Origin of the sequence: Virgibacillus salexigens (assembly GCF_000723585.1) — a bacterium.
Taxonomy (GTDB): Bacteria; Bacillota; Bacilli; order Bacillales; family Amphibacillaceae; genus Virgibacillus; species Virgibacillus salexigens.
This window is the reverse complement of sequence record NZ_CCDP010000002.1, coordinates 564,708-587,041: the sequence shown is the minus strand read 5'-3', so window position 1 is coordinate 587,041 and position 22,334 is coordinate 564,708. Positions and strand designations below refer to the sequence as shown.

At 38.0% G+C, this 22,334-nt stretch carries 25 protein-coding genes and 1 pseudogene; 22 read left to right on the top strand and 4 right to left on the bottom strand.

Annotation, left to right across the window (positions count from 1 at the left end; translation table 11 throughout):
- The first annotated feature begins 83 nt into the window (after window positions 1-83).
- From BN990_RS15810 to BN990_RS15725, 17 genes and pseudogenes are all read left to right on the top strand, one after another.
- The gene (locus BN990_RS15810; RefSeq protein WP_038245768.1) at window positions 84-1,382 is read left to right on the top strand and encodes a four-carbon acid sugar kinase family protein; all 1,299 of its coding nucleotides are present in this window, start codon (window positions 84-86) and stop codon (window positions 1,380-1,382) included.
- The gene (gene pdxA, locus BN990_RS15805; RefSeq protein ID WP_038245766.1) at window positions 1,379-2,377 is read left to right on the top strand and encodes a 4-hydroxythreonine-4-phosphate dehydrogenase PdxA; all 999 of its coding nucleotides are present in this window, start codon (window positions 1,379-1,381) and stop codon (window positions 2,375-2,377) included. Before BN990_RS15810 ends, pdxA begins: the two co-directional genes overlap by 4 nt.
- 391 nt (window positions 2,378-2,768) lie before the next feature.
- Complete coding sequence (locus BN990_RS15800; protein ID WP_038246088.1) at window positions 2,769-4,118, top strand: NAD(P)-dependent oxidoreductase; 1,350 nt, start codon at window positions 2,769-2,771, stop codon at window positions 4,116-4,118.
- 29 nt (window positions 4,119-4,147) lie between these two features.
- A complete protein-coding gene (gene preA, locus BN990_RS15795; RefSeq protein WP_021288655.1) occupies window positions 4,148-5,428 on the top strand; it encodes an NAD-dependent dihydropyrimidine dehydrogenase subunit PreA in 1,281 nt (426 codons plus the stop codon).
- Window positions 5,429-5,447: 19 nt separating this feature from the next.
- Window positions 5,448-6,875 carry a dihydropyrimidinase gene (gene hydA, locus BN990_RS15790; RefSeq protein WP_038245764.1) on the top strand — a complete coding sequence of 476 codons (1,428 nt, stop codon included), beginning with the start codon at window positions 5,448-5,450 and terminating at the stop codon, window positions 6,873-6,875.
- Window positions 6,876-6,956: 81 nt separating this feature from the next.
- Complete coding sequence (locus BN990_RS15785; RefSeq protein WP_038245763.1) at window positions 6,957-8,432, top strand: NCS1 family transporter; 1,476 nt, start codon at window positions 6,957-6,959, stop codon at window positions 8,430-8,432.
- Window position 8,433: 1 nt separating this feature from the next.
- Window positions 8,434-8,658 carry a hypothetical protein gene (locus BN990_RS15780; protein ID WP_021288652.1) on the top strand — a complete coding sequence of 75 codons (225 nt, stop codon included), beginning with the start codon at window positions 8,434-8,436 and terminating at the stop codon, window positions 8,656-8,658.
- A gap of 43 nt (window positions 8,659-8,701) precedes the next feature.
- On the top strand, window positions 8,702-9,937 hold the full coding sequence (locus BN990_RS15775; protein WP_038245761.1) for a Zn-dependent hydrolase: 1,236 nt from the start codon (window positions 8,702-8,704) through the stop codon (window positions 9,935-9,937).
- Window positions 9,938-10,072: 135 nt separating this feature from the next.
- Window positions 10,073-10,633 carry a biotin transporter BioY gene (locus BN990_RS15770; RefSeq protein WP_021288650.1) on the top strand — a complete coding sequence of 187 codons (561 nt, stop codon included), beginning with the start codon at window positions 10,073-10,075 and terminating at the stop codon, window positions 10,631-10,633.
- A gap of 99 nt (window positions 10,634-10,732) precedes the next feature.
- Window positions 10,733-10,987 (top strand): hypothetical protein, encoded by a 255-nt coding sequence (locus BN990_RS15765; protein WP_021288649.1) that lies wholly within the window; start codon window positions 10,733-10,735, stop codon window positions 10,985-10,987.
- A 199-nt stretch (window positions 10,988-11,186) separates the two neighbouring features.
- Window positions 11,187-11,489 (top strand): metal-sensing transcriptional repressor, encoded by a 303-nt coding sequence (locus BN990_RS15760; protein WP_021288648.1) that lies wholly within the window; start codon window positions 11,187-11,189, stop codon window positions 11,487-11,489.
- A 480-nt stretch (window positions 11,490-11,969) separates the two neighbouring features.
- Window positions 11,970-12,152, top strand: coding sequence for a hypothetical protein (locus BN990_RS23640; RefSeq protein WP_021288647.1), 183 nt, complete (start codon window positions 11,970-11,972; stop codon window positions 12,150-12,152).
- Window positions 12,153-12,178: 26 nt separating this feature from the next.
- Window positions 12,179-12,760, top strand: a pseudogene (locus BN990_RS23635) (HAD-IC family P-type ATPase); the annotation flags it as partial.
- Between the two features lie 63 nt (window positions 12,761-12,823).
- Window positions 12,824-13,030 carry a copper chaperone CopZ gene (gene copZ, locus BN990_RS15740; RefSeq protein WP_021288644.1) on the top strand — a complete coding sequence of 69 codons (207 nt, stop codon included), beginning with the start codon at window positions 12,824-12,826 and terminating at the stop codon, window positions 13,028-13,030.
- A 271-nt stretch (window positions 13,031-13,301) separates the two neighbouring features.
- Window positions 13,302-13,499 (top strand): cold shock domain-containing protein, encoded by a 198-nt coding sequence (locus BN990_RS15735; RefSeq protein ID WP_021288643.1) that lies wholly within the window; start codon window positions 13,302-13,304, stop codon window positions 13,497-13,499.
- 115 nt (window positions 13,500-13,614) lie between these two features.
- Window positions 13,615-14,301 (top strand): class I SAM-dependent methyltransferase, encoded by a 687-nt coding sequence (locus BN990_RS15730; RefSeq protein WP_021288642.1) that lies wholly within the window; start codon window positions 13,615-13,617, stop codon window positions 14,299-14,301.
- A complete protein-coding gene (locus BN990_RS15725; RefSeq protein ID WP_038245759.1) occupies window positions 14,298-14,612 on the top strand; it encodes a hypothetical protein in 315 nt (104 codons plus the stop codon). Before BN990_RS15730 ends, BN990_RS15725 begins: the two co-directional genes overlap by 4 nt.
- 34 nt (window positions 14,613-14,646) lie before the next feature.
- On the opposite strand, the gene BN990_RS15720 is transcribed toward BN990_RS15725, so the two are convergent.
- Window positions 14,647-15,519, bottom strand: coding sequence for an NAD(P)-dependent oxidoreductase (locus tag BN990_RS15720; RefSeq protein ID WP_021288640.1), 873 nt, complete (start codon window positions 15,517-15,519; stop codon window positions 14,647-14,649).
- 107 nt (window positions 15,520-15,626) lie between these two features.
- Between BN990_RS15720 and BN990_RS15715 the strand changes: the two genes are divergently transcribed.
- Together BN990_RS15715 and BN990_RS15710 are read left to right on the top strand one after the other, a co-directional pair.
- Window positions 15,627-16,076, top strand: a complete 450-nt coding sequence (locus BN990_RS15715; RefSeq protein ID WP_021288639.1) for a GNAT family N-acetyltransferase — start codon at window positions 15,627-15,629, stop codon at window positions 16,074-16,076.
- A 171-nt stretch (window positions 16,077-16,247) separates the two neighbouring features.
- Complete coding sequence (locus BN990_RS15710) at window positions 16,248-16,517, top strand: hypothetical protein (RefSeq protein ID WP_021288638.1); 270 nt, start codon at window positions 16,248-16,250, stop codon at window positions 16,515-16,517.
- Between the two features lie 909 nt (window positions 16,518-17,426).
- On the opposite strand, the gene BN990_RS15705 is transcribed toward BN990_RS15710, so the two are convergent.
- Both BN990_RS15705 and BN990_RS21595 read right to left on the bottom strand, forming a co-directional pair.
- On the bottom strand, window positions 17,427-18,023 hold the full coding sequence (locus tag BN990_RS15705) for a TetR/AcrR family transcriptional regulator (protein ID WP_038246085.1): 597 nt from the start codon (window positions 18,021-18,023) through the stop codon (window positions 17,427-17,429).
- Window positions 18,024-18,137: 114 nt separating this feature from the next.
- Complete coding sequence (locus BN990_RS21595; protein ID WP_051739228.1) at window positions 18,138-18,488, bottom strand: P-loop NTPase family protein; 351 nt, start codon at window positions 18,486-18,488, stop codon at window positions 18,138-18,140.
- Window positions 18,489-18,626: 138 nt separating this feature from the next.
- Here BN990_RS21595 and BN990_RS15695 point away from each other — a divergent pair, with 138 nt between their 5' ends.
- The 3 genes from BN990_RS15695 to BN990_RS15685 all read left to right on the top strand — a co-directional run bounded on the left by BN990_RS15695 (window position 18,627) and on the right by BN990_RS15685 (window position 20,795).
- Window positions 18,627-19,595 carry a helix-turn-helix transcriptional regulator gene (locus tag BN990_RS15695; RefSeq protein ID WP_021288636.1) on the top strand — a complete coding sequence of 323 codons (969 nt, stop codon included), beginning with the start codon at window positions 18,627-18,629 and terminating at the stop codon, window positions 19,593-19,595.
- Between the two features lie 259 nt (window positions 19,596-19,854).
- A complete protein-coding gene (locus BN990_RS15690; RefSeq protein WP_038245757.1) occupies window positions 19,855-20,523 on the top strand; it encodes a TraR/DksA C4-type zinc finger protein in 669 nt (222 codons plus the stop codon).
- A 65-nt stretch (window positions 20,524-20,588) separates the two neighbouring features.
- On the top strand, window positions 20,589-20,795 hold the full coding sequence (locus tag BN990_RS15685) for a zinc ribbon domain-containing protein (protein WP_021288634.1): 207 nt from the start codon (window positions 20,589-20,591) through the stop codon (window positions 20,793-20,795).
- Between the two features lie 53 nt (window positions 20,796-20,848).
- On the opposite strand, the gene BN990_RS15680 is transcribed toward BN990_RS15685, so the two are convergent.
- Window positions 20,849-22,222 (bottom strand): S1C family serine protease, encoded by a 1,374-nt coding sequence (locus BN990_RS15680; protein ID WP_021288633.1) that lies wholly within the window; start codon window positions 22,220-22,222, stop codon window positions 20,849-20,851.
- Window positions 22,223-22,334: the final 112 nt, after the last annotated feature.

The following is a 22,334-nucleotide window of genomic DNA, read 5'->3' as shown; positions in this document are numbered from 1 at the left end:
TTCATAAACGGAAATAGAAAATCAAATTACGGCTTTCACTATTATATTAGGGGAATTCAAGCTTGCTAAAATGAGGGATAGGAATGACGAGACAAATAGGAATAATTGCAGATGACCTAACTGGTGCAAATGATAGTGGTGTTCAGCTTGCAGAAAAGGGAATTAGCACTTCTGTATTTTTTGAAACGCCAACATCTGAAACAACGATTGATCGTGGAATTGTCATTGATACGAATTCACGAGCTTTAACCAGAAGAGAGGCGGTTGAGGCTACTAAAAGGGCTGCTGCGTTTATTAAACAGGCGAGATATCAACAGGTTTACAAAAAAATGGATTCCACATTACGCGGGCATATTGGTGCTGAGTTAAAAGCCGTCGGTGACATACTTGATCCTGACTTTATAGTTGTAGCACCTGCATATCCGAAACTTGGGAGAACTACAGTTAACGGTATTCATTATGTGAAAGGAGACAAAATAGCAAATACGGAAGTTTCTATAGACCCGAAACACCCAGTTTTGGAATCATCTATACCAGCTATTATCCAAAATGAAATAGGAGAACATGCAGAAGTTCTAACAAAGGAAATGATTGAAGCCTCGTTATCCGATTTTACGCTATGGATCAATCGCATGGTAGAAGATGGGATAAAGTATATCGTGTGTGATGCCAATACACAAACAGATTTATTCCAAGCAGCCAAAAAAATAAATTCTTTATCTAAAGATATTGTTTGGGCAGGGTCTGCGGGGTTGGCAGAAGTATTGCCTGAAGTATTAGAAATTGACCAATTACATGATGAAACTAAAAAAATCGGTTTATCCCAAGTAATGACCGTATGCGGTAGTCTGTCTCAAGTAACCCAATCGCAAATCGTATATGCAAAAAAGCAACCGAATATACAAGCTGTTGAGATTGATACGTCAGCTATTTTTAACGATAATTGGCAAAGGGAGCAACAACAGTACATACAACAGTGTACCAATGCTTTGCGGGAAGAGCAAGATGTTGTGCTGTTTGTTCCATCCAATGAGGAAATAAGAAGGGAAGTTAAACAATTAGCAGACCAGCTATCTCTTACACCTAATCAGATTGGAGAGAGAATTTCTTCAGCAATTGGAGAAATGGTGGCACAAATCGCCAAAAGAAATGAACAGTTAACTGGATTGGTTCTTACTGGTGGGGACACGGCAAAAGATACGGCAAAACACCTTGGTGGTGTGGGGATAAATCTGATTAAACAGGTAGAAGCCGGAATACCTTTAGGTACTTTAATTGGAACAGATAAGTTGTATCATGTAGTTACGAAAGCTGGTTCTTTTGGAAAACTAAATTCTATATATGAAGCCATGCAAGTGTTGAAAGGAGAAGAAACAAAATGAACAAAAAGCCGATTATTGGTATAACCATGGGAGATGCTGCTGGAGTAGGGCCGGAAATTATTGTGAAAAGCTTACAACAAAAGGAATTATACGATCGAGCACATCCAATTGTTATAGGTGATTCGAAAATGCTAAAAAGGGCCGCATCTATAGTAAAGACTGATATGACGATTAAAGAAATTAATATAGATTCAGATTTTACAGAAGGAAATAATCGTGAAATTACATGTGTTGACTTAGACCTGCTTCCGGAGGATTTGCCATATGGGCAAGTATCAGCAGAGGCTGGGAATGCTGCTTTTCAATATTTACGTACAGCTATTGAATTAGCGAATAAACATAAAATTGACGCCATATGTACGGCGCCATTAAATAAGGAAGCATTGCATAAAGGTGGTCATCTTTATCCCGGACATACGGAGATATTGGCGCAATTAACCGATACAACAGATTTTTCTATGATGCTTTCTTCTCCTAAACTAAAAGTAATTCACGTAACAACACATGTGGGAATCATTGATGCAATTAACCAAATTAAGCCAGAACGTGTATATAATGTTATACGTCTTGCGCATCATACATTAGCTAAATCCGGTATAAGTGAGCCGAAAATCGGAGTTTGTGGAATTAATCCGCATGCTGGCGAAAATGGATTATTTGGTTATGGGGAAGAAGAAGAGAAGATTATACCAGCTGTTACGAAAGCGCTGGAAGAAGGGATTCAAGTAGAAGGGCCACTTCCGGCAGATACATTATTCTTCCGTGCGCAGCGTGGGGACTTTGATATTGTTGTTGCTATGTATCATGATCAAGGCCATGGTCCTATTAAGGTGTTAGGCTTGGAGGCAGGAGTGAACATAACAGTCGGATTACCAATTATTCGTACAAGTGTAGATCACGGTACAGCATTTGATATTGCTGGTAAAGGAATGGTTGATGAAAGAAGTATGTTAGAAGCATTGAATCAAGCTATTGAATTAGCACCAGAAAAATAAAACGGAAATGATGAACGAGCTTAGGCTATCGACAATAGATGGCCTGAGCTCTTTTTGTATTAGAAGCCATCTCTAAATGCGACTGCCTTAAACAAAGGTAAACATCATTTACCTTTGTTTAAGGAGATTGCGTTTGTAGAATATTGAAAATAAATGTAAGAAAATCTCACATTATCTGATTCGGACATTACATAAATTGAGAAATGATTTGACGGTATGTCCTGTTTTTGTAAATAAATTTTAACACTTTGTCTAATGTATTTGAAAAATAAAAAAATTATAATAATTTATGTAAGGAAAGATAACATGTTTGAAGTGTAAATGATAATTAAAAATGAACTGTCAAGATGTAGAAGGAGGTTTACGATTGAGCGATTCGAAACAACCGTCTATGACTTTAACGACCCTATTAGAAAACTTTGAAGAAGCTAAGCCGAGTTACAATTCTGCGGAAGCGATCAATGAAGCAAATCGGTGTCTATACTGTTATGATGCGCCATGTATGGAGGCGTGTCCGACAGGAATTGACATACCATCCTTCATTAAAAAGATAGCATCCGGAAATTTAAAGGGTTCTGCAAAAACAATTATGACAGCAAATCCAGTGGGGGCGAGCTGTGCTAGGGTTTGCCCAACAGAAGAGTTATGTGAAGGAGCTTGTGTATTAAATCATTCTACCAGTCCAATCATGATTGGAGACTTACAACGATACGCAACAGATTGGGCCATTAAAAATGAACAATTACTATTCCAACAGGGAGAGAAGCATGATAAGCGCATTGCAATAATCGGAAGTGGACCAGCAGGTTTATCAGCTGCACGAGAATTAGCTTTATTAGGTTATCATGTTGTGATTTATGAAGCGAAAGAGGAAGCCGGTGGATTAGATACGTTTGGAATCGTCCCATTTCGCTTACCGAAAGAGATTTCGTTATGGGAAGTGGATCAAGTAAGCAGACTGGGGGTGGAGATTTGTACCGGTGTAGAAGTCGGCAAAGACATTTCGCCACAGGAACTTTTGGATAATCATGATGCTGTGATACTAGCTATTGGGATGTCTAAGGTACCAATGTTAGGAATTGAAGGTGAACAATTGGCAGGCGTTTACGATGCCATCGAATTAGTTGAACGTACAAAAACATATGGAGTAACAGATGAATTTGTTGATAAGCGGGTAGCAGTGATTGGTGCTGGTAATACAGCGGTTGATGGAGCCACTACTTCAGTAAGACTTGGTGCTAAGAACGTTAAAATACTCTATCGTCGTACGGTTGAGGAGATGTCAGCTTACGACTTTGAGTATGAATTCGCTAAGCAAGATGGAGTCGAATTTAGATGGTTAACAGCACCTAAACGGCTTATTGGCGATGAACATGGACGAGTTACCAAACTAGAATGTATCGAAATGGAATTAATAGAGGAAAAGCTGGGTGGCAGAAAACGTCCAGTAGAAGTAAAAGATTCATCGTTTATGATGGATGTGGATATTGTCGTAAAAGCAATCGGCCAAACAAGATATCGGTCACTAATAGAGGAATTTCAGTTAGTACATCATGATGGTGTTGTTCGTGTGAATCAAGAAACTTACCAAACTTCTAATCCGAAAGTCTTCGCTGCGGGTGATGTCATATTTGGGAAAGGACAAGGTGAGGCAATGGTTGTTTCTGCAGCCCAACAAGGCAAAGAAACTGCTTATGCTATTCATAGATCAATCAAACCATCAAAAACAGAAACTGCATAATGAAAGAAATCAATGATCGGAGGATGGATATGGCTGATTTACGTATTAATTTTGCGGGGATCAAATCCCCTAATCCATATTGGTTAGCATCTGCACCGCCGACGAATACAGGTTATCAAGTACAGCGAGCTTTCGAGGCCGGCTGGGGTGGAGCCGTGTGGAAAACGCTTGGTGATCCTGTTCTTAATGTAACTTCTAGGTTTGGAGCGCATCACTTTAATGGACAGCGAGTTGCTGGATTCAATAACATAGAATTAATATCTGACCGACCGATTGAAGAAAACCTGAAAGAAATCTATGAAACGAAGAAGCGATTCCCTGATCGCGCAATTATAGCATCGATTATGGTTGAACCAAAACAAGCGAAATGGCATGAGATTGTGAAACGTGTCCAGGCTGTTGGAGTGGATGGATTTGAATTAAATCTTGGCTGTCCTCATGGCATGTCGGAACGCGGCATGGGATCTGCTGTGGGCCAGCAGCCAGATTTAGTAGAAAAATCTACCATGTGGGCAAAAGAGGCTGCTGAGGTTCCTGTGATTACCAAATTGACGCCGAATATTACTGATATAACTGCTACTGCTCGTGCTGCAGAACAAGGAGGAGCAGACGCCATTAGTATGATTAATACAATCAATAGTTTAGTAGGTGTTGATTTAGATACGTGGAATACGATTCCGAATGTAAATGGGAAGGGGGCCCATGGTGGTTATTGCGGCCCTGCCGTTAAACCAATAGCCCTAAATATGATAGGGGAATCAGCTCGAAATCCGCATATTACCATTCCTATTTCTGGGATTGGCGGTGTATCCACTTGGCAAGATACAGTTGAATTTATGCTAATGGGTGCAGGTGGCGTGCAAATTTGTACAGCGGCTATGCACCATGGTTTTCGGATTATTGAAGATTTAGTGGATGGTTTAAATAACTACCTAGATGATAAAGGGATTGTTTCTGTTAGCGACATTGTTGGAAGGTCTGTAGAAAAGTATACTGATTGGAGCAATCTTGATCTAAATCATAAGATCGTTGCACGAATAAACACCGATGTTTGTATTAATTGCAATAAGTGCCATATCGCTTGTGAAGATACATCGCATCAATGTATTGATATGTTACAAGATAAACATGGAATCGAATATCTAGAAGTTCGAGAAGAAGACTGTGTCGGCTGTAATTTATGCTCGATCGTTTGTCCAGTTGATGGTGCTATTGACATGGTTGAAGCTGAGAGGTTGGAAACACCAATGTCTTGGAATGAACGGCAAACAGCAATCCAAATGCTTGAGCAAAATATTGTTAATTCATAGTGTTAAGGAGGAATATGCAATGAAAAGAGTAATTAAGAATGGGACGATTGTGACTGCATCTGATAAGTATGTAGCGGATATTTTAATAGAAGATGAAAAAATCAAATCAATTAGTGATCAAATAGATGAACCAGAAGCAGAAATAGTTGATGCATCGGGCTATTATGTAATGCCTGGTGGGATAGATCCCCATACACATATGGATATGCCGTTTGGAGGAACAGTAACAGCTGATAACTTTGAAACAGGTACGATTGCGGCAGCGTATGGTGGGACAACAACAATCATTGATTTTTGTTTATCCGATAAAGGGAAGTCATTAAAAAGTGCACTAGAAAAATGGCATAGCAAGTCCCAGGATAAAGCGGTAATTGACTATGGATTTCATCTGCAAATATCCGAAATCAATGAGGATGTACTAAATGAAATTCCAGAAACTATTGAACAAGAAGGGGTAACTTCTTTTAAAGTTTTCATGGCTTATAAAGGTGTATTTCAAGCAGATGATGAAGTTTTATTTAAAATACTGGTGGCTGCGAAAGAGCATGGTGGGCTAGTAATGGTACATGCAGAGAATGGAGATGTCATCAACTATTTGACGACAAAGGCGTTAGCTGAAGGTAAAACAGATCCTATCTATCACGCACTGACCCGACCTCCAGAGGCAGAAGGGGAAGCGACGGGTAGAGCAGCTAAATTAACTGCATTAGCAGATTCTCAATTATATGTGGTACACGTTACATGTGAAGAAGCGGTTGAACAAATTGCTGAAGCGCGTAGTAAAGGTTTTCGTGTATATGGAGAAACATGTCCACAGTATTTGGTCTTAGATCAATCTTACCTAGAAAAAGCTAATTTTGAAGGTGGGAAATACGTTTGGTCACCACCATTGCGAGAGAAATATAATCAAGAGGTGTTATGGAATGCTTTGAAAAGTGGACAATTGCAAGCCATTGGTTCTGACCAATGTTCGTTCAATTTTAACGGCCAGAAGGATCTTGGCAGGGATGACTTTACGAAAATCCCTAATGGCGGTCCGTTTGTGGAAGATCGATTTAGTTTGATGTATTCAGAGGGAGTCCATAAAGGAAGAATCTCCATTCATGAATTTGTTGATATGGTATCTACGCAAGCAGCTAAATTATTTGGATTATTTCCACGTAAGGGAACAATTGCACCAGGAAGTGATGCAGATATGGTGCTATTTGACCCCGCTGTGGAACGGACAATCTCTGCAAAAACACATCATATGAATGTCGATTATAGTGCATTAGAAGGGATAAAGGTAATCGGTGAACCAGTGAGTGTTTTTTCCAGAGGGAAATATGTCATCAAGGATAGACAGTTTGTCGGTAGACCGGGGATGGGGAGCTATCTGAAATGTAATAAATTTGGGCTTAAAGCTAAAGACGAAGCAAAAGCTACGACTTTAATTAAAAACTCGTAAAAGCAAGATAACTGCTTGATGTTCCTAACACGTCAAGCAGTTATTCTATATAACTTTGGGATCAGAAGGGATGAGAAAAAAATGCAAACAAACCAGAAATCCTATTTGAAATCTCCAGATCTGCTGCCAGTTCATCATCAAAAGCGAAATATTAATGTAGTTGGCTTTTGTGCCATGTGGGTGGGAATGGCTATTCTTCTGGCAACCTTTGATATAGGAGCTTCGGGTATACAAAATATTCCTTTACCACTGGTTATACTTGCAACATTAATCGGGTCAATTGCTATTGGTGGTTTTATTTCCATCATTGGTGATATCGGTGTAGAGCATGGAATTTCGTTTCCAGTTTATATGCGCGCACCATTTGGTACATTGGGAACGCATATACCTTCCATTACTCGTGCATTAGCTGCTTCATTTTGGTTTGGAATCAATACATACTTTGGTGCAACCGCAATTAATGCTATTTTACATACGTTTTTCCCTTCATTTGATTATTTATTAGGGTGCTATATTGTATTTGCAGTCTTTCAATTAATTAATACAGCTTCAGGGATTAAATGGGTCGAACGATTCGCTGATTTAGCAGCTCCGATTATTGTTGTTTTGTCCTTAATTATTTACATGACATTGTCAGAGGAAGCGAAACTCGGTGGAAGTGATGTATGGACATGGGTTGGTAGTCCGGTAACTGGAGGGGCAGCTTTTACCGCTTTTATGATTGTAGTTTTCGCTAATATGGGGTTCTGGGCAACTCTTGGAACTGATATTCCGACGATTTCCCGCTTTTTTAAGGCTCCTAAATTTGAAAGAAACTGGTTCAAAAGAAATAAGACAACCTTCATTGGCAGTGTCATTGCTCTTCCATTAACAGAGGCATTTATGATTATGATTGGCGCAGCGGCTTTTGTTGTTTCTGGTACTTCGAATCCTGTTATTGCCTTACAAGATGCTTCATCTGGATGGATGTTAGCAATGTTACTGTTAATGGTGGTTTTAACACAATGGTCTACAAATACGGCTGCGAATATCATTCCCGCTTCTGCGGTATTTTCTAATGTGTTAGGACCAAAAGTCTCAAATATGGTTGCTGTATTTATTGTAGGAATCGTAGGTACGGTTATCCAACCATGGAGTGTTTATGAAGTATTAACACAGGTATTACTATTTATTGGAGCGGTATTAGCATCGATTACGGGAATACTTTTTGCAGATTATTATTTATTACGGAGGCGAAGAGTTAATGTACAAGATTTGTATCGCTCAGATGGTCAATATCGATTTGCTGGAGGGATAAATGTAGCTGGGTTTATCGCTTGGGCGATTGGGGGAGTAGCCGCAATATTCTTAATGGAATATTCGTTTATAGTAGGTTTTCTTATAGCTGGTGCTAGCTATTATATTTTAGCTAAATATTGGTACTTCAGAAAATATCAGCAGAAGGAGATTGAGGATCCTAGTGATGACAAGTATTTAGGAATAACAGTAGGAAGGGATTGGGTTATTGAGAGTGTAGAAGAGGAAGGTAGCAATCATTTATTAAAAGAGGAGGCGTAGGATGACAGTTTACGATGTTTTTGAAACGGAAAAGAATCAAATTGATCAATTGCTTCATAGTGGTTTTAAAATGACAAGGATAACAAGTAATTTAGATGGGGATGTGGTCCATATGGAACGGATAGAGACAAATGAGCAAAGAACGATTCGCTTAACCAATCCCGAGAGCAGGAAGTACCTGACGACATTACTTATTAGGCAAGGAAGAGAAGGAACGATTACTTAATCAAGTGACTTGTGCAACACTAACAAAAGGGGAGATGAAGGAAATGGAAAACCAAAAAGTTTTGGTTAATGGAGAACGTTTAAGAGATACATTGGAGAAATTCGCAGATTTTGGCAGGACTGCAAATAATGGCGTAACTCGCCTTGCCTTATCAGAGCAGGATTTAAAAGTGAGGTCCTACTTTCAATCATGTTGTGAAAATCTAGGAATGGACGTATTCTATGATGATATGGGAAATATGTATGCAAGACTAGCGGGCGTCAATAATGAAAAGCAACCAATTGTAATTGGATCGCATCTAGATTCTGTAGAAAAAGGCGGACGATTTGATGGCGTATTGGGAGTAGTAGCTGGACTTGAAGTGGTACGAACGATCGTCGAAAATAAGGTTAAACCGCAAATACCTATTGTTATTGCTAATATAACAAATGAAGAGGGCGCAAGGTTTGAACCCTCGATGATGGCTTCAGGGGTCATCTCAGGAAAATTTGATAAAACCAGAATGCTACAGTCCACAGATAATCATGGGATAACGTTTAAGGAAGCGTTGGAAGCAAGTGGTTATATTGGACAGGAAGCGAATCGACTAACTGAGGCCGAGGCTTTTCTGGAGCTTCATATTGAGCAAGGACCAATTTTAGAACAGGAATCCTTAAAAATTGGTGTTGTAGAATGTGTGGTCGGAATGGTTTGTTATGAAATAGAAATTACAGGTGAATCGGATCATGCTGGTACAACACCAATGCAAATGAGAAAAGATGCACTATTTACTGCGAATAGCGTAATTAGTCAATTACGGGATAGGTTAAGTCGATTGGATGAAAGCATAGTATTTACAATAGGTAGGGTAGATGTTAGCCCCAATATTCATACGGTTATTCCGAATAAGGTTGTATTCTCTTTAGAAGCACGTCATCAAGATGAAGCGATTATTAAACAAGTAGAAGAAATTATTCAGGCTATTCCATCTTCTCCCATGAAAGAAGATTGTGATGTCACCTTGCGAAAACTGTGGGGCAGAGATACGGTTTGGTTTGATTCAGCTATTGTAAACATACTGGAACAATCCGCCAAAGGCTTAGGTTATTCATATAAGCGAATGGTTAGTGGAGCTGGGCACGATGCCCAATTTATTGCGACTTATATTCCATCTGCTATGGTTTTTGTTCCAAGTGTAAATGGAAAAAGTCATGCTGAAGATGAGTTAACAGACTGGGATGATTGTGCAAAAGGTGTAAATGTCCTATTAGAATCTGTATTACGTTTAACAGCCGAATAGCCTCCATTTTTCTCCCAAACGATAGTATGATCTGTCGCTTGGGAGTTTTTTTGTCAACCTTAATTAAATGTGGTTGACAAACAAATGTTTTTAAAATAGAATTTAATCTAATTATTCTTAAGGGGAGGTGTGAGGATGAATTCAAAAAGTAAAAAGATGCATAGGATTACAACGTGTGCAATCTTCTCGGCGTTAACAGCCATATTGGCGCAAATTGAAATTCCTTTACCAATTATTCCAATAAGTGGTCAGACATTAGCAGTAGGCATCACTGCAACCATTTTGGGAAGTAGGCTTGGAGCGATAGCAATGATTTGCTATGTATTAATCGGAGCAGTCGGTGTACCTGTTTTTGCTGGTTTTAGCGGGGGTCTTCAAGTTTTAGCTGGTCCATCGGGTGGATACATAATGGGATTTATTTTAGCAGCCTTTGCTACGGGAATGATCTTAGAGAAGACACGTTTTAACTACCTTTATGCTGTTATTGCGAATACAGTTGGTATGTTTATTACCTTAGTATTTGGAACAATTCAGATGAAGTATGTACTGGATGTTAACTGGCAAGAAGCTATGTTAGCGGGGGTATATCCGTTTATTATTGTTGGATTTATTAAAGTGTTAATGGCAAGCTGGATTGGGATTATAGTGAGGAATCGATTAATCCATGCTAATCTAATGGTCGAAAAGATCGCGTAATAATAAGGTAACGATTTTTGACAATTGATCGAAAACGATTGCAAAGTGCTGTTCCCCATGTAATTCTTAAACTAGGAATTTGAATGGGGGCAGAAAAAAGTGAGTGTTGGTTTAATCGTCTTTTTAATTATCTTATTTGTGATTGCTCTAGGCGCTACCTTGTTTGCTTTCAAGCAGGAAGAGAATAAACTAAGAAGGTATGAGGAGGAAGGAGATTCTCCCGAAAATGAGCGAATCCGCTCATCTGAATATGAGGTAAATTCGTTAAAAACGAATGTCCCTATTTTAATTGGGATTTATAGTTTGGCAGTACTTATAGGTTTAATTGCATTTATGTTCTATATTTTTAACTAAATACCGTATGGAATCACCTTTTTCGTAGAAGCTGAAAATATAGCTCTTATGGAAAAGGTTTTTTGTATTAACTAGAAAAAGAAAAAATGATACAAAATAGTGATGGGATTTATATGCTTTTTTGTTGTGCATTATACATTAGAGGGGTATAGTATATAGCGAAAGATGAATGAAACCAATAATAAGGAGATGAAGATAGATGGCAAACCAAAGGCATGACCACCCAGTAACTCCAAGGACAAAGGATGAAAAGGCAGCAATAACGAATCGGCTAAAGCGCATAGAAGGACAAGTACGAGGGATACAAAAAATGGTTGAGGAAGATCGCTATTGCATCGATATCTTAGTTCAAATCAGCGCGATTAATGCTGCATTAAAAAAGGTTGGATTTTCTGTAGCAGAACGACACACGAAACATTGTGTTACGGATGCTGTTAAAAATGGTGAAGGCAATGAAGCGATTGATGAGTTAATGGAAGTATTAAAACAGTTTTCTAAATGAAGGTGTATCCAATACCTGAAAAACAACATGTTACATTCGGAATAACAGGTATGACCTGTGCTGCTTGTTCAACTAGAATTGAGAAAGCACTTAATGAAAAATCTGAATTTTTAATGCATCGGTAAATCTGGCCAATGAATCTGCTTCGATTGAATACAAATTCCGCAGTTACTGGGGAAGGTGAAATAATTAATGTAATTGAAAAGCTAGGGTATCATGCACAGTTAAAGACCGAAAACTAACAAAAACAATCGAAAAAAGAAGAACAGTTAAAGCGAATGAGAAGGAAGTTGGTTGCTGCAGTGTTTTATCTATGCCACTATTAATAACTATGTTTGACCATTTATTTGGTCTACAATTGCCGGGCTATCTTTATGAATCCTTGGTTTTAAATTTGTCTTAGCTACACCCGTTCAATTTTTGATTGGCTGCCAATTTTATATTGGAGCTTATAAGAACCTGCGGAATTATTCAGCAAATATGGATGTGTTGGTAGCTCTAGGTACAAGTGCAGCTTATTTTTATAGGTTGTATGAATCGTTAAAAACCATTGGGGATCCAACTTATATGCCACATCTTTATTTTGAAACGAGTGCTATTCTAATCACGTTAATATTATTTGGTAAATATTTGGAAACAAAAGCGTTAACTATCAAACAGTAGAGGAAGAAGTTCAACGATTTGAGGCTGATGGGAAGACGGCCATGCTGATCGCAATTGATTATGACTTGAAAGGAGTTATTGCTGTTGCAGATACAATAAAAGATACTGCAATAGAAGCAATTGAACAACTTCAATCTCAAGACTTGGAAGTAATTATGCTCACAGGAGATAATGAAAGAACAGCTGAGGCGATCGCGAAACAAGTTGGAATTAGCCAAGTGATTGCAAAGGTTCTTCCAAAGCAGAAAGCAGAAAAAGTAAAAATGGTGCAACAACAAGGTAAGCAAGTAGCAATGGTTGGTGACGGAATTAATTAGCAGTAGCCGATATTGGTATTGCCATTGGACAGGGACAGAAGTTGCTATAGAAGCAGCAGATGTAACGATCTTGGGTGGCGAGTTGCTTTTAATACCAATGGCGATCAAAACAAGTCAAGCAACGATAAAAAATATCCGGCAAATTTATTCTGGGCTTTTGCCTATAACAGTGCAGGTATACCAATTGCAGCTCTCGGCTTATTAGCTCCATGGATTGCTGGAGCTGCAATGGCATTTAGTTCCGTCAGTGTTGTCTCCAATTCTTTACGATTAAAACGGCTGAAACTATAGCAGAAATAAGGTTTAAATGGATATATTTTCGTGGAAAGCAATAATTGAAAGGAGATATAAATGATGCAAACAACATTAGATGTAAGAGGAATGAGCTGTGGCCACTGTGAACAAGCAGTGAAAGGTGCACTTGAAGCATTGAATGGTGTTACGGGAGTAGAAGTTCATCTGAATACTGGAAAAGTAGATGTAACCTATGATGAAGCACAGGTGAATATTCAGACTATGCGTGAAGCGGTGGAAGAACAAGGATATAATGTCGTAATTTAACGGATGTCTGACAAATAGGTGGAATCGCCTAAAAAAATATTCCAAAATATGAATTATCAAATTATTTTCATAGGAATTATAGAGCAATTGCGAAAAAATGTTGCGAATATCCGCTTATGCACTTGCATTTTATTAAAGAACAAGGTAAAGTTAAAAGTGCAAAAGGAAATTGAAGTTTGAATAATACTTTACGATCTCTTTATCAAAGTGAGTGTAAAAGTATTTATGATTCAATTACTTTGCACGATATTTGTATAAGGAGGTCATTTTAATGACTGGTAAAGTAAAATGGTTTAATGCTGAAAAAGGCTTCGGTTTCATCGAGCGTGAAGACGGAGACGACGTATTCGTACACTTCTCAGCTATCCAAGCTGAAGGTTTCAAAACACTTGAAGAAGGTCAAGATGTTGAATTTGAAATCGTAGAAGGTAACCGCGGGCCACAGGCTGCAAACGTTACTCGTCTATAATAGATATAGAAAAAAGGCTTATCTCTTTTGAGATAAGCCTTTTTTTATACATTAGAAAAGGATAGAATTTAACTATATTACAAATCGAAATCTTTGTTATATAAGGAGGAAACTCATGACAAGCTTTGATTGGAATAAAGAGGCTACTGAACAATGGGACAATCGAGCAGCGTTTTGGAATGAACGAAGTCAGAATATGTGGGAAAATGGGAGTAGGAGCGAGATTATCCCATTTATTAATAACTACTTTCAAACAGGAGGCTATGTTCTGGATATTGGCTGTGGTGATGGATATGGAACATATAAGCTTTATGAGCAGAAGTACCAAGCAGTGGGCCTTGATATATCAGCCAATATGATTAACTATGCAAGAGCAGAGCATCCAAGCAGTATTGAATTCTTACAAGGAAATGTAAATCAGCTTCCTTTCAAAAAGGAAACATTTGATGGTGTGATGGCAATAAATAGTTTAGAGTGGACGGAGAATCCTAAACATGCAATAAAAGAAATAAAGCGAGTAGTAAAGCAGGGCGGTTGGCTTTGTATTGGTATTCTTGGTCCGACTGCCGGTCCGAGAATAAATAGTTATCCACGTTTACATATGGAAAAAGCTATATGTAATACGATGATGCCATGGGAATTTGAAAAACTATGTGAGGAGATGAATCTTTCCTGTACGGATGGATTTGGAGTATATAAACAAGGCGTAACAAAAGAAAATTATGCTCACTTAACGACAGAACTAAAACAAGCACTATCCTTTTCTTGGATATTTATGTTAAAAAAGGCGGGGGAATCATGAACGAAAAAGCAAAAGAGCAGCAAATCATAGATAATTATCAACAAGAAGAAAAAATGATGATTCTTGTGTTCACCCAATGGTGCAAGAATAATAACTTAGACCCGGAAGCTTTGTATAATCAAGCGTATCCTAATCAGACAGGTACAAATCAAGCGTTAGTTGAAGCTATCAATTCAACTGTTTCAAGGGAAGAGTCAGAAATGATTCCAACGGAAACGGTATTACAAGTGCTACAATTATTTGGTAATGATGAATTAGGTTTTATCGTCCAACAAGCAGCAGAGGAAATCAAACACAAGGGGCAACAATAGCATAATTGTTACCCCTTCTCTCAGCATTTTTGTTTTAAGCAAATAGTTTCATTAACGCTTGTGTTCCACTATCAGCTTCACCCTTTTCCTCAAGTTCCTGATATAACTTTAGTGAAAGCGATAATCCGTGTGTGGATAGACCAAGTTCTTCCGCAGACTCAAGCGCAATTCTCATATCTTTGATAAAATGCTTCACATAGAACCCTGGTGCAAAATCACCAACAATCATTCGTGGTGCTAGGTTGGATAATGACCAACTACCTGCAGCACCAGTTGTAATACTATCCAAAACGCGGCTTGGATCGAGTCCAGCTTTTTTTGCATAAGCAATTGCTTCACAAACACCAATCATATTGGAAGCAATGGTAATTTGATTTGCGAGTTTTGTGTGTTGGCCTGCCCCCGCTTCTCCCTGAAGCATGATATTTTCTCCCATAATCTGAAAAAGCTCTTTAACATCCTGAAATGCTTGCTCTTCTCCGCCAACCATAATTGCTAACTTTCCGTTTCTGGCACCTAAATCACCACCAGATACAGGTGCATCTAAGGCATAACAATTTTTTTGTTTTGCCTGATTTGCAATATCTATTGCTAATTGTGGTTTTGAAGTAGTCATATCAATTAAAAACGAACCAGGAGACACATGATTCAATATGCCATTTTCGCCAAAATAGATTTCTTCTACGTCTGAAGGGTATCCAACCATGGTAATTATTACATGACATGATTTGGATAAGGCTGTTGGGGACGAATACCATGTTGCGCCTTCGGCCAGTAATTCTTCCGCTTTCTGTTGAGTTCGAGTATAAATTGATAATTTATATCCTGCTTTCATGAGATTACGCGCCATACTTTTGCCCATTACACCAGTTCCGATAAATCCGATATTTGTATCTGTGGTTACCAATTTTTTCTCTCCTTTCTTCTCTTTCTAATTCTTTCGACAAAATAAACAAGTTTTCCTGTATGCTATAGTTAAATTATATTGTAAACATAGTGGGGAGGGTTTTTTAAATGGAATGGGTGGTTAAAACATTCAATGAATTAGATGCAGAAGAATTGTATAAAATACTTCAGTTAAGAGTAGATGTGTTCGTCGTGGAGCAACGTTGTGCATATCCAGAATTGGATGGGTATGATTTTCGATCCATCCATTATTATTTAAAAGATGGTGAAGAAATCGCTGCTTATGCACGATTATTACCTGCGGGTAGTATGTATGAAGAAGCATCAATTGGTCGCGTATTGGTAGCGGCTAAATATCGTGGCAATGGTTATGGAAGACAATTATTGGCAAATGTACTACATTATATGAAAAATGAACAAGTGTATACCCTAAAAATACAAGCGCAACAATATTTAAAAAAGTTCTATGAATCCTTTCAATTTAGACAAATATCGGAGCCATACCTTGATGATGGGATTTGGCATATTGATATGACTTGGGTAAATGATCACAATTGATGTTGATATAAGAGCTATTATTAAAGCAATACTTTTATGCTTATTCATCACGAAAAGTAAGTAAATTCAAATGGAAAAAAGTGAAGTATTATCATTCGTATAAATTTGATGGATGATGCAAAAATAATATTGAATTTCAAGAAGAACCAACAAATAAAAAGGATGATAAATATGAATAATCGAGGTATGATGACTTCACTACTTGCCATAGGAGCAACGGGAGCAGCAATTTATGGAATTACAAAGGGAGTACAAAATGGAACATTTAAGAACATGTCCCAAAATTTATCGAATGCAATGAACAATTCAGCACAACAAATAACTCAACCCATCCAAAATATGACTAACAATCAAAATGCGCAACAACTAACAAACACACTAAGTGGGTTAAATAGTTCACAACAACAAGCGCCTAACAATCATTCGCAAAGCAGCAAATAACTGTTGACTACATGTGAATCATTGTAACTTTATAAATACTTTTTCTGGTATTGAGCGAGCGATTAGTGAATTACAAACATTTCGTTATTTAATTAAATAAAGCCCCTCGTTTAAGAGGGGCAATTCGCGTGAGACCTTACATATACTATGTTTATATAGAAAGTGAGTAATCTGAAAGGCTAAGAAAAGCCTTAAATTTATGATGTGTCTTTAGTCATATTTAAATACATTGGTAAATATTATCTATAAGGGTTAACCCCATTACCTTGCCCTAGTTCAATTTGCGGTTGTTGTACTAGGGCTATAGTTATGTAATAATTCTTCTTTGGCTTCTAGACTTAAATAGTAGAGGAGTCCGTCCGGATGAGTTGTTTACATAAAATAGGTTCTATCATCGCTCTCGTCAAAATCCTTCGCTTTCCGCGAGCACGGTTCAGCTTCCTTGCCCCGGCAATCCCTCGTCAGCACACTTTCCTTCGGGATCTTCCGCTCGTACTGTTCCGGTATGAGTCTACGTATGTTGACTGCATGTGTATCATCGTTTAACTCATTCCTATTTTATCGTTCGACTTTTAGGTTACCTATTTTAGTTGTCTCCCGTCCCCTGGGTGTTTTTTTAATAGGCATACTCGCAATATAATTTAGGTATCACATATTAAAATGTATATTAAAATATAGAGATGTGAAGCAAGCCCTCTTGGAACAAGAGAGGGCTAAAAGAATAACAATGTCTAGAAAGGAGTGAAATGTTATAACCATTTTAATATTAATCATATGAAAGGAACGTTTGTTGGTGTAGTTTAAAAGTTTAATTTTAATTAATTTACATAAAAGCCCCTTCAATAAGAAGGGGGCGGATAGAGAATGAGCTTCATTGTTTGTATGTCGCAATCACGCCATATAATTGTTTTAAAAGGAAAGCGAGTTACAAAACTCATCAACGATCTGCTTTTTTATTTCTTCTATGGGAAACTGCTGTGGATAAGTAGATATCATCAACATAATGCCTTGAAGCGTGGATGGAAAGTATAACGACCGTTTCCGTGATTCCTTTGCTCCTAGTTTTTCAAATATCTTACATTGAAACTCAAACTGTCTGCCGTTCTCTTCAATAAGAAAACGACTGTATTTGATCAGCTCATGATCTGCTTCAGGCTGCGTTTGCGGATGTAGATAGAAACGAAATTCTTCCGGCCTATCGTAGACATTATCGATAGCACCCTCTATAATATGCTTGATTTGCTCCACTGGTGTATCGATAGCTTTTGCTTGATCCATGACTTCAACTATTTCTCCTACCCGAGCGTCTACCATTGTCGCCAGAAGTTCTTCTTTCCCTTTAAAGTAGTTGTAAAGCAGGCCTTTAGAGACGCCAGCCTGTATAGCAATGTCGCTAATAGAAGTCGCATGATACCCCTGCTTGATGAATAATTCCATCGCAGCTTTAAGAATACTCTCTTTGGCTAACTGCCGAATACGCTCATTCTCTTGTGGTGTTCTTGGCATATCAATCATCATCCTTTTAAAAAATATTATATGTCGATACAAATCCTTGGGATGCGTTAACGTCACCATATGATCTGCACCAGAAATTTCAATGATTTGAGCGGCTGATTGTTTTCAAAAGTAGTCAGCGACGCGAAGGTTATCGGGTAATTCCTCTGTACCAATTATAAATAAGGTTTTAACAGTCAACTTTGCCAGTCTTTCAGCTGCAGGAGGATTTGGCCAAATCATTTCAAAAGCATGCCAGTTAAAGGTTCGTTTGATATGATGTCGAAGCATTTGTTCAGTCAGTTCCTTGTGAGGACTAGCCTGGACTTTACTAATCGTATCGAAGACGATGGATGACTTCCCTGCTCCGGATACGCCTGTGAATATAGTGATTTTCTTTTTCGGGATTTCAAGGGAAATGTTCTTTAAATTAGTTTCATTTACTTCGCTTAAAATGATGTGATTTTGGTCTTGCATACTGCACCTCCTGGGTAGAGCGCTTAAGTATATGGAACAGTGGTCTCAATGAATTACCTATAATATTACACCCTGTTCTTGACAACTTATGTCATATTTTATTAAATAAACATAATAAATGATAAAAAGGTGAGGTTGATGAGAGGGGATCGACTGGTATCTATACTTTTATTATTACAATCACATGGGCAAATGACAGCCAAAGAATTAGCAGAAAAGCTGGAGGTTTCCGAACGAACCATTTATCGAGATATGGATGCTTTAAGTGGAACCGGTATCCCAGTTTTAGCAGAACGGGGGAAAAACGGCGGCTGGTCATTATTGGAAGATTATCGGACTAATTTAACAGGTTTAAAGGAATCTGAAATTCGTGCGCTATTTGTACCTCAGTCCACACAATTGCTAGATGACTTGGGATTTGCCCGTACATCCGAAGAAGCTAGGAATAAACTAATCGCTTCGCTTCCATCTATTTATCGCGAAAACGCTAAAGATGTCTGGAATCGTATTCATGTTGACATGAGCACATGGTTTAAGCGGAGAGAAAAAATAATGTCCTTCGAAGTTCTTAAAAAGGCCATTTGGAACGAATACAAATTAAAGATTGAATATCAGCGTATGGACGGAAATACTAGTGAACGAGTTGTAAAACCACTTGGACTTGTAGCAAAAGGAAGTCGTTGGTATTTCGTTGCTTCCAAAGAAAATGATGACATCCGAAATTACAGGGCGTCGCGTATATTATCCGCAAAACCTTTGGAAGAAACATTTGAAAGACCAAAAGATTTCAATCTTGCTCAGTATTGGGAATTATCAACAAAAGCATTTATAGAAAATTTACCTCATTACGAAGTACGAGTGGAAGTTCTGCCGTCTACCTTGACATGGCTTAAGTTCTCTGGACGATTGGTCCAAAATATGGAGGTTGAAAATATAACGAAGGATGATTGGGTCCCTGTCAAACTTTCTTTTGATACCGAAAATGAGGCAAAAGCCTATATACTGGGGTTTGCAGATCAAATAAGGGTGATTGAACCAAAAGAATTACAGGATAAGATTATTGAAATGGCTGAAAGTGTTGTCGCATTCTATAAACGTGAAGGGTAATAGTAAGAAAAATGATCAACATGGATGTATTTTCTTCTCGCTTCAATTTTTTACATGTATCTTGAAGCGCCTTAATAAAAGGATTTATATATAACCTTTGGCATTCCTGCATCCATAATGTATCAACTAAAAATGGAAATAAATTCTAAATAACCGATTTCGGATTGACATGATTTGGGAGCAAAAATAGAGAATGTCGTCGTCCTCTTTTGTGCATAGTATAGATACATATTCACTCAAAAAGAGAGGACGATCTTCCATGATTACGAACCAACAATTAGCGGCATGTAAGGAAGTCTTATTAAATCGGCAATCTGAGTTGATTAATCAAGTTCAGGATCACTTAGGGCTTACGCTTGAAACGGCACAGGAATCAATTGGGGAACTTTCCAATTATGATAATCATCCTGGAGATACAGGGTCTGAATTATTTGAGAGGTCAAAGGATCTAGCTCTTAATGAGCATGCTGAAAGGGAATTAGAAGAAATTAATGAAGCATTACATGCTATTGAAGATGGCACATATGGTATATGTACGAAATGTGGGGGAGATATTCCGTATGAAAGGCTAGCTACTGTTCCTACTGCTGATCGTTGTGTGGAACATGCGAATCATAATGCATTTACGCAGCATCGTACCATTGAAGAGCAAGTTTTTAGCCCAAATATAAATCCTGATGAAAGATCTGATGATTCACAGGTTGAATATGATGCAGAAGATGCTTGGCAAGAAGTGAGTGTCTATGGAACTTCTGAAACTCCATCTGACTTCTATGGTGAGAAAGAAGACTATGATGAAATGTATCCAAATAGTGATGGAGCACCAGGAGCAGTAGAAAGTGTAGAAGAATTTTTAGCTGCTGATATTAATGGAGAATATACACATCCGGCTGCTAATCATAATAAATATGAAGAGAATTTGGACTAACTCATTGCAACTTCATTTGAAACCTTTATTCCATTTATTCGTAGTACAAATAAGAGGTGAATGAAATGAATCAAAGTAAAGGTTGTTTAAAATGTGGCAGTACGGATGCGGATCAAAAAGAAGTATCAATGACAGGTTCTGGGTTATCGAAGATGTTTGATGTTCAGAATAATAAATTCCTTGTTGTATATTGTAAAAATTGTGGATACTCGGAGTTCTACAATAAGGAAACTTCTGCAAGCAGCAATATTTTTGATTTATTCTTTGGATAACATTATAAAAAACCCATCTCCTGTTGTTGAGGAAATGGGTTTTTACATGTTTATCATTCGTTTGACTGGTTTGTTTCATTGTCTTCTTGTGCTTGAAGTGTTAATTCTGTTGTTTGCTTCTCACCATCACGATAGTACTCTATTTCGACTGTCTCACCAACGGATGCATCAGAATAGAGGAATTGTCTTAATTCTAAAATCGATGTAATTTCATTCCCATTAATTTTTGTAATGACATCAAATTGTTCTAAACCTGCTTCAGATGCTGCCGAACCATTTTGTACCTCTGCGATAACCATACCGCCCTTTACATCATCAGGCAAGGCAATTTCATTGCGATACTGTTGAGGTACTTGATTAATTGCGGCAGTACTAATTCCGATTAGCGGCCTTTCGATTTCACCTTCTTTTTCTAATTGTTCAATTATCGGAAGTGCTGAATCTACCGGGATGGCAAAACCTATACCTTCTACTTCACTACGAGCAATTTTCATAGAGTTAATACCGACGACAGCTCCATTTTCATTTACTAATGCACCGCCGCTATTTCCAGGGTTGATTGCAGCATCGGTTTGAATAACTTCTGTTACCCAATCTGCTTGCTGGTCACCATTTGTATCAATTTCAATGGAGCGATTTAATCCACTGACTACGCCTTTCGTCACGGTGTTAGCAAATTGCATGCCGAGCGGATTGCCAATAGCCATAGCAGTTTCACCTACTTTAAGGTCTTTTGAAGTACCCATGTTAGCAACAGTTGTTATTTTCTCGCCATCGACTTCTAATACAGCTAAATCGGTTAATTCATCTGTACCTAGTACTTTTGCATTTAAGCGTTCCTCTTGATAATTAAGCACAATTTCTACTTCTTTTGCCCCTTCTACAACGTGTTGATTCGTAATAACGTATGCCTTGCCGTTTTCCTTTTTATATATAATTCCTGAGCCAGTACCTGCTTCCTCGCTTTCAGTCCATACGCTTTGCTGTTGCATATTAAGTACACCAACAACAGCTTTAGAAGTTTCTTCTATGTTAGTAGCAACATCTGCGTCATCGGAGGCCAAGGTCTTGACTACTTCTGCTGCTTCATTGTTTGAATTATCTGTAGCGTTATTATTGTTTCCGCTTTGTTGGTTAATAGGTATAATATTTGTTAATACCAATGCTACTATTAAGGCTACAGATACGATACCACCAGATAACCCTCCTAGGAAGAAGTGCAGCATCGATTTATTTTTTGGAGGTTTTTTATTTCCTTTAGAGTCTCTATGATTATCGGAAGTACCTGTATCTGTTTGATTATATGATTCTCTTTGAGTTTGATGGTCTTGATAGGTATCAGATAGTGGCCGTTCATCTTCGAAAGAATTATTTTCATTAGGATATCCATCCCAATCATTACGTTGATTTTCGTCTTTATAATCCATCTTTCCTCACCCTTTCCAAAGATTTTAAAAAACAGGCTTTAGGATACCATCTCTAAGCGACGAGGGGAGTTAGGGGACGCAACAGAGGTGTTATCCACCAGCCTGAATATAT

What these genes read in the sequence shown, in the direction of transcription:
- hydA (WP_038245764.1), top strand. Translation starts at nt 5,448, where the DNA reads ATGAAAAGAGTAATTAAGAATGGGACGATTGTGACTGCATCTGATAAG.
- BN990_RS15725 (WP_038245759.1), top strand. Translation starts at nt 14,298, where the DNA reads ATGAACGAAAAAGCAAAAGAGCAGCAAATCATAGATAATTATCAACAA.
- BN990_RS15715 (WP_021288639.1), top strand. Translation starts at nt 15,627, where the DNA reads ATGGAATGGGTGGTTAAAACATTCAATGAATTAGATGCAGAAGAATTG.
- BN990_RS23640 (WP_021288647.1), top strand. Translation starts at nt 11,970, where the DNA reads ATGGATGTGTTGGTAGCTCTAGGTACAAGTGCAGCTTATTTTTATAGG.
- BN990_RS15710 (WP_021288638.1), top strand. Translation starts at nt 16,248, where the DNA reads ATGAATAATCGAGGTATGATGACTTCACTACTTGCCATAGGAGCAACG.
- BN990_RS15810 (WP_038245768.1), top strand. Translation starts at nt 84, where the DNA reads ATGACGAGACAAATAGGAATAATTGCAGATGACCTAACTGGTGCAAAT.
- preA (WP_021288655.1), top strand. Translation starts at nt 4,148, where the DNA reads ATGGCTGATTTACGTATTAATTTTGCGGGGATCAAATCCCCTAATCCA.
- BN990_RS15730 (WP_021288642.1), top strand. Translation starts at nt 13,615, where the DNA reads ATGACAAGCTTTGATTGGAATAAAGAGGCTACTGAACAATGGGACAAT.
- BN990_RS15685 (WP_021288634.1), top strand. Translation starts at nt 20,589, where the DNA reads ATGAATCAAAGTAAAGGTTGTTTAAAATGTGGCAGTACGGATGCGGAT.
- BN990_RS15775 (WP_038245761.1), top strand. Translation starts at nt 8,702, where the DNA reads ATGGAAAACCAAAAAGTTTTGGTTAATGGAGAACGTTTAAGAGATACA.
- BN990_RS15690 (WP_038245757.1), top strand. Translation starts at nt 19,855, where the DNA reads ATGATTACGAACCAACAATTAGCGGCATGTAAGGAAGTCTTATTAAAT.
- BN990_RS15800 (WP_038246088.1), top strand. Translation starts at nt 2,769, where the DNA reads ATGACTTTAACGACCCTATTAGAAAACTTTGAAGAAGCTAAGCCGAGT.
- pdxA (WP_038245766.1), top strand. Translation starts at nt 1,379, where the DNA reads ATGAACAAAAAGCCGATTATTGGTATAACCATGGGAGATGCTGCTGGA.
- BN990_RS15770 (WP_021288650.1), top strand. Translation starts at nt 10,073, where the DNA reads ATGAATTCAAAAAGTAAAAAGATGCATAGGATTACAACGTGTGCAATC.
- BN990_RS15680 (WP_021288633.1), bottom strand. Translation starts at nt 22,222, where the DNA reads ATGGATTATAAAGACGAAAATCAACGTAATGATTGGGATGGATATCCT.
- BN990_RS15705 (WP_038246085.1), bottom strand. Translation starts at nt 18,023, where the DNA reads ATGCCAAGAACACCACAAGAGAATGAGCGTATTCGGCAGTTAGCCAAA.
- BN990_RS15695 (WP_021288636.1), top strand. Translation starts at nt 18,627, where the DNA reads ATGAGAGGGGATCGACTGGTATCTATACTTTTATTATTACAATCACAT.
- BN990_RS15780 (WP_021288652.1), top strand. Translation starts at nt 8,434, where the DNA reads ATGACAGTTTACGATGTTTTTGAAACGGAAAAGAATCAAATTGATCAA.
- copZ (WP_021288644.1), top strand. Translation starts at nt 12,824, where the DNA reads ATGCAAACAACATTAGATGTAAGAGGAATGAGCTGTGGCCACTGTGAA.
- BN990_RS15760 (WP_021288648.1), top strand. Translation starts at nt 11,187, where the DNA reads ATGGCAAACCAAAGGCATGACCACCCAGTAACTCCAAGGACAAAGGAT.
- BN990_RS21595 (WP_051739228.1), bottom strand. Translation starts at nt 18,488, where the DNA reads ATGCAAGACCAAAATCACATCATTTTAAGCGAAGTAAATGAAACTAAT.
- BN990_RS15735 (WP_021288643.1), top strand. Translation starts at nt 13,302, where the DNA reads ATGACTGGTAAAGTAAAATGGTTTAATGCTGAAAAAGGCTTCGGTTTC.
- BN990_RS15785 (WP_038245763.1), top strand. Translation starts at nt 6,957, where the DNA reads ATGCAAACAAACCAGAAATCCTATTTGAAATCTCCAGATCTGCTGCCA.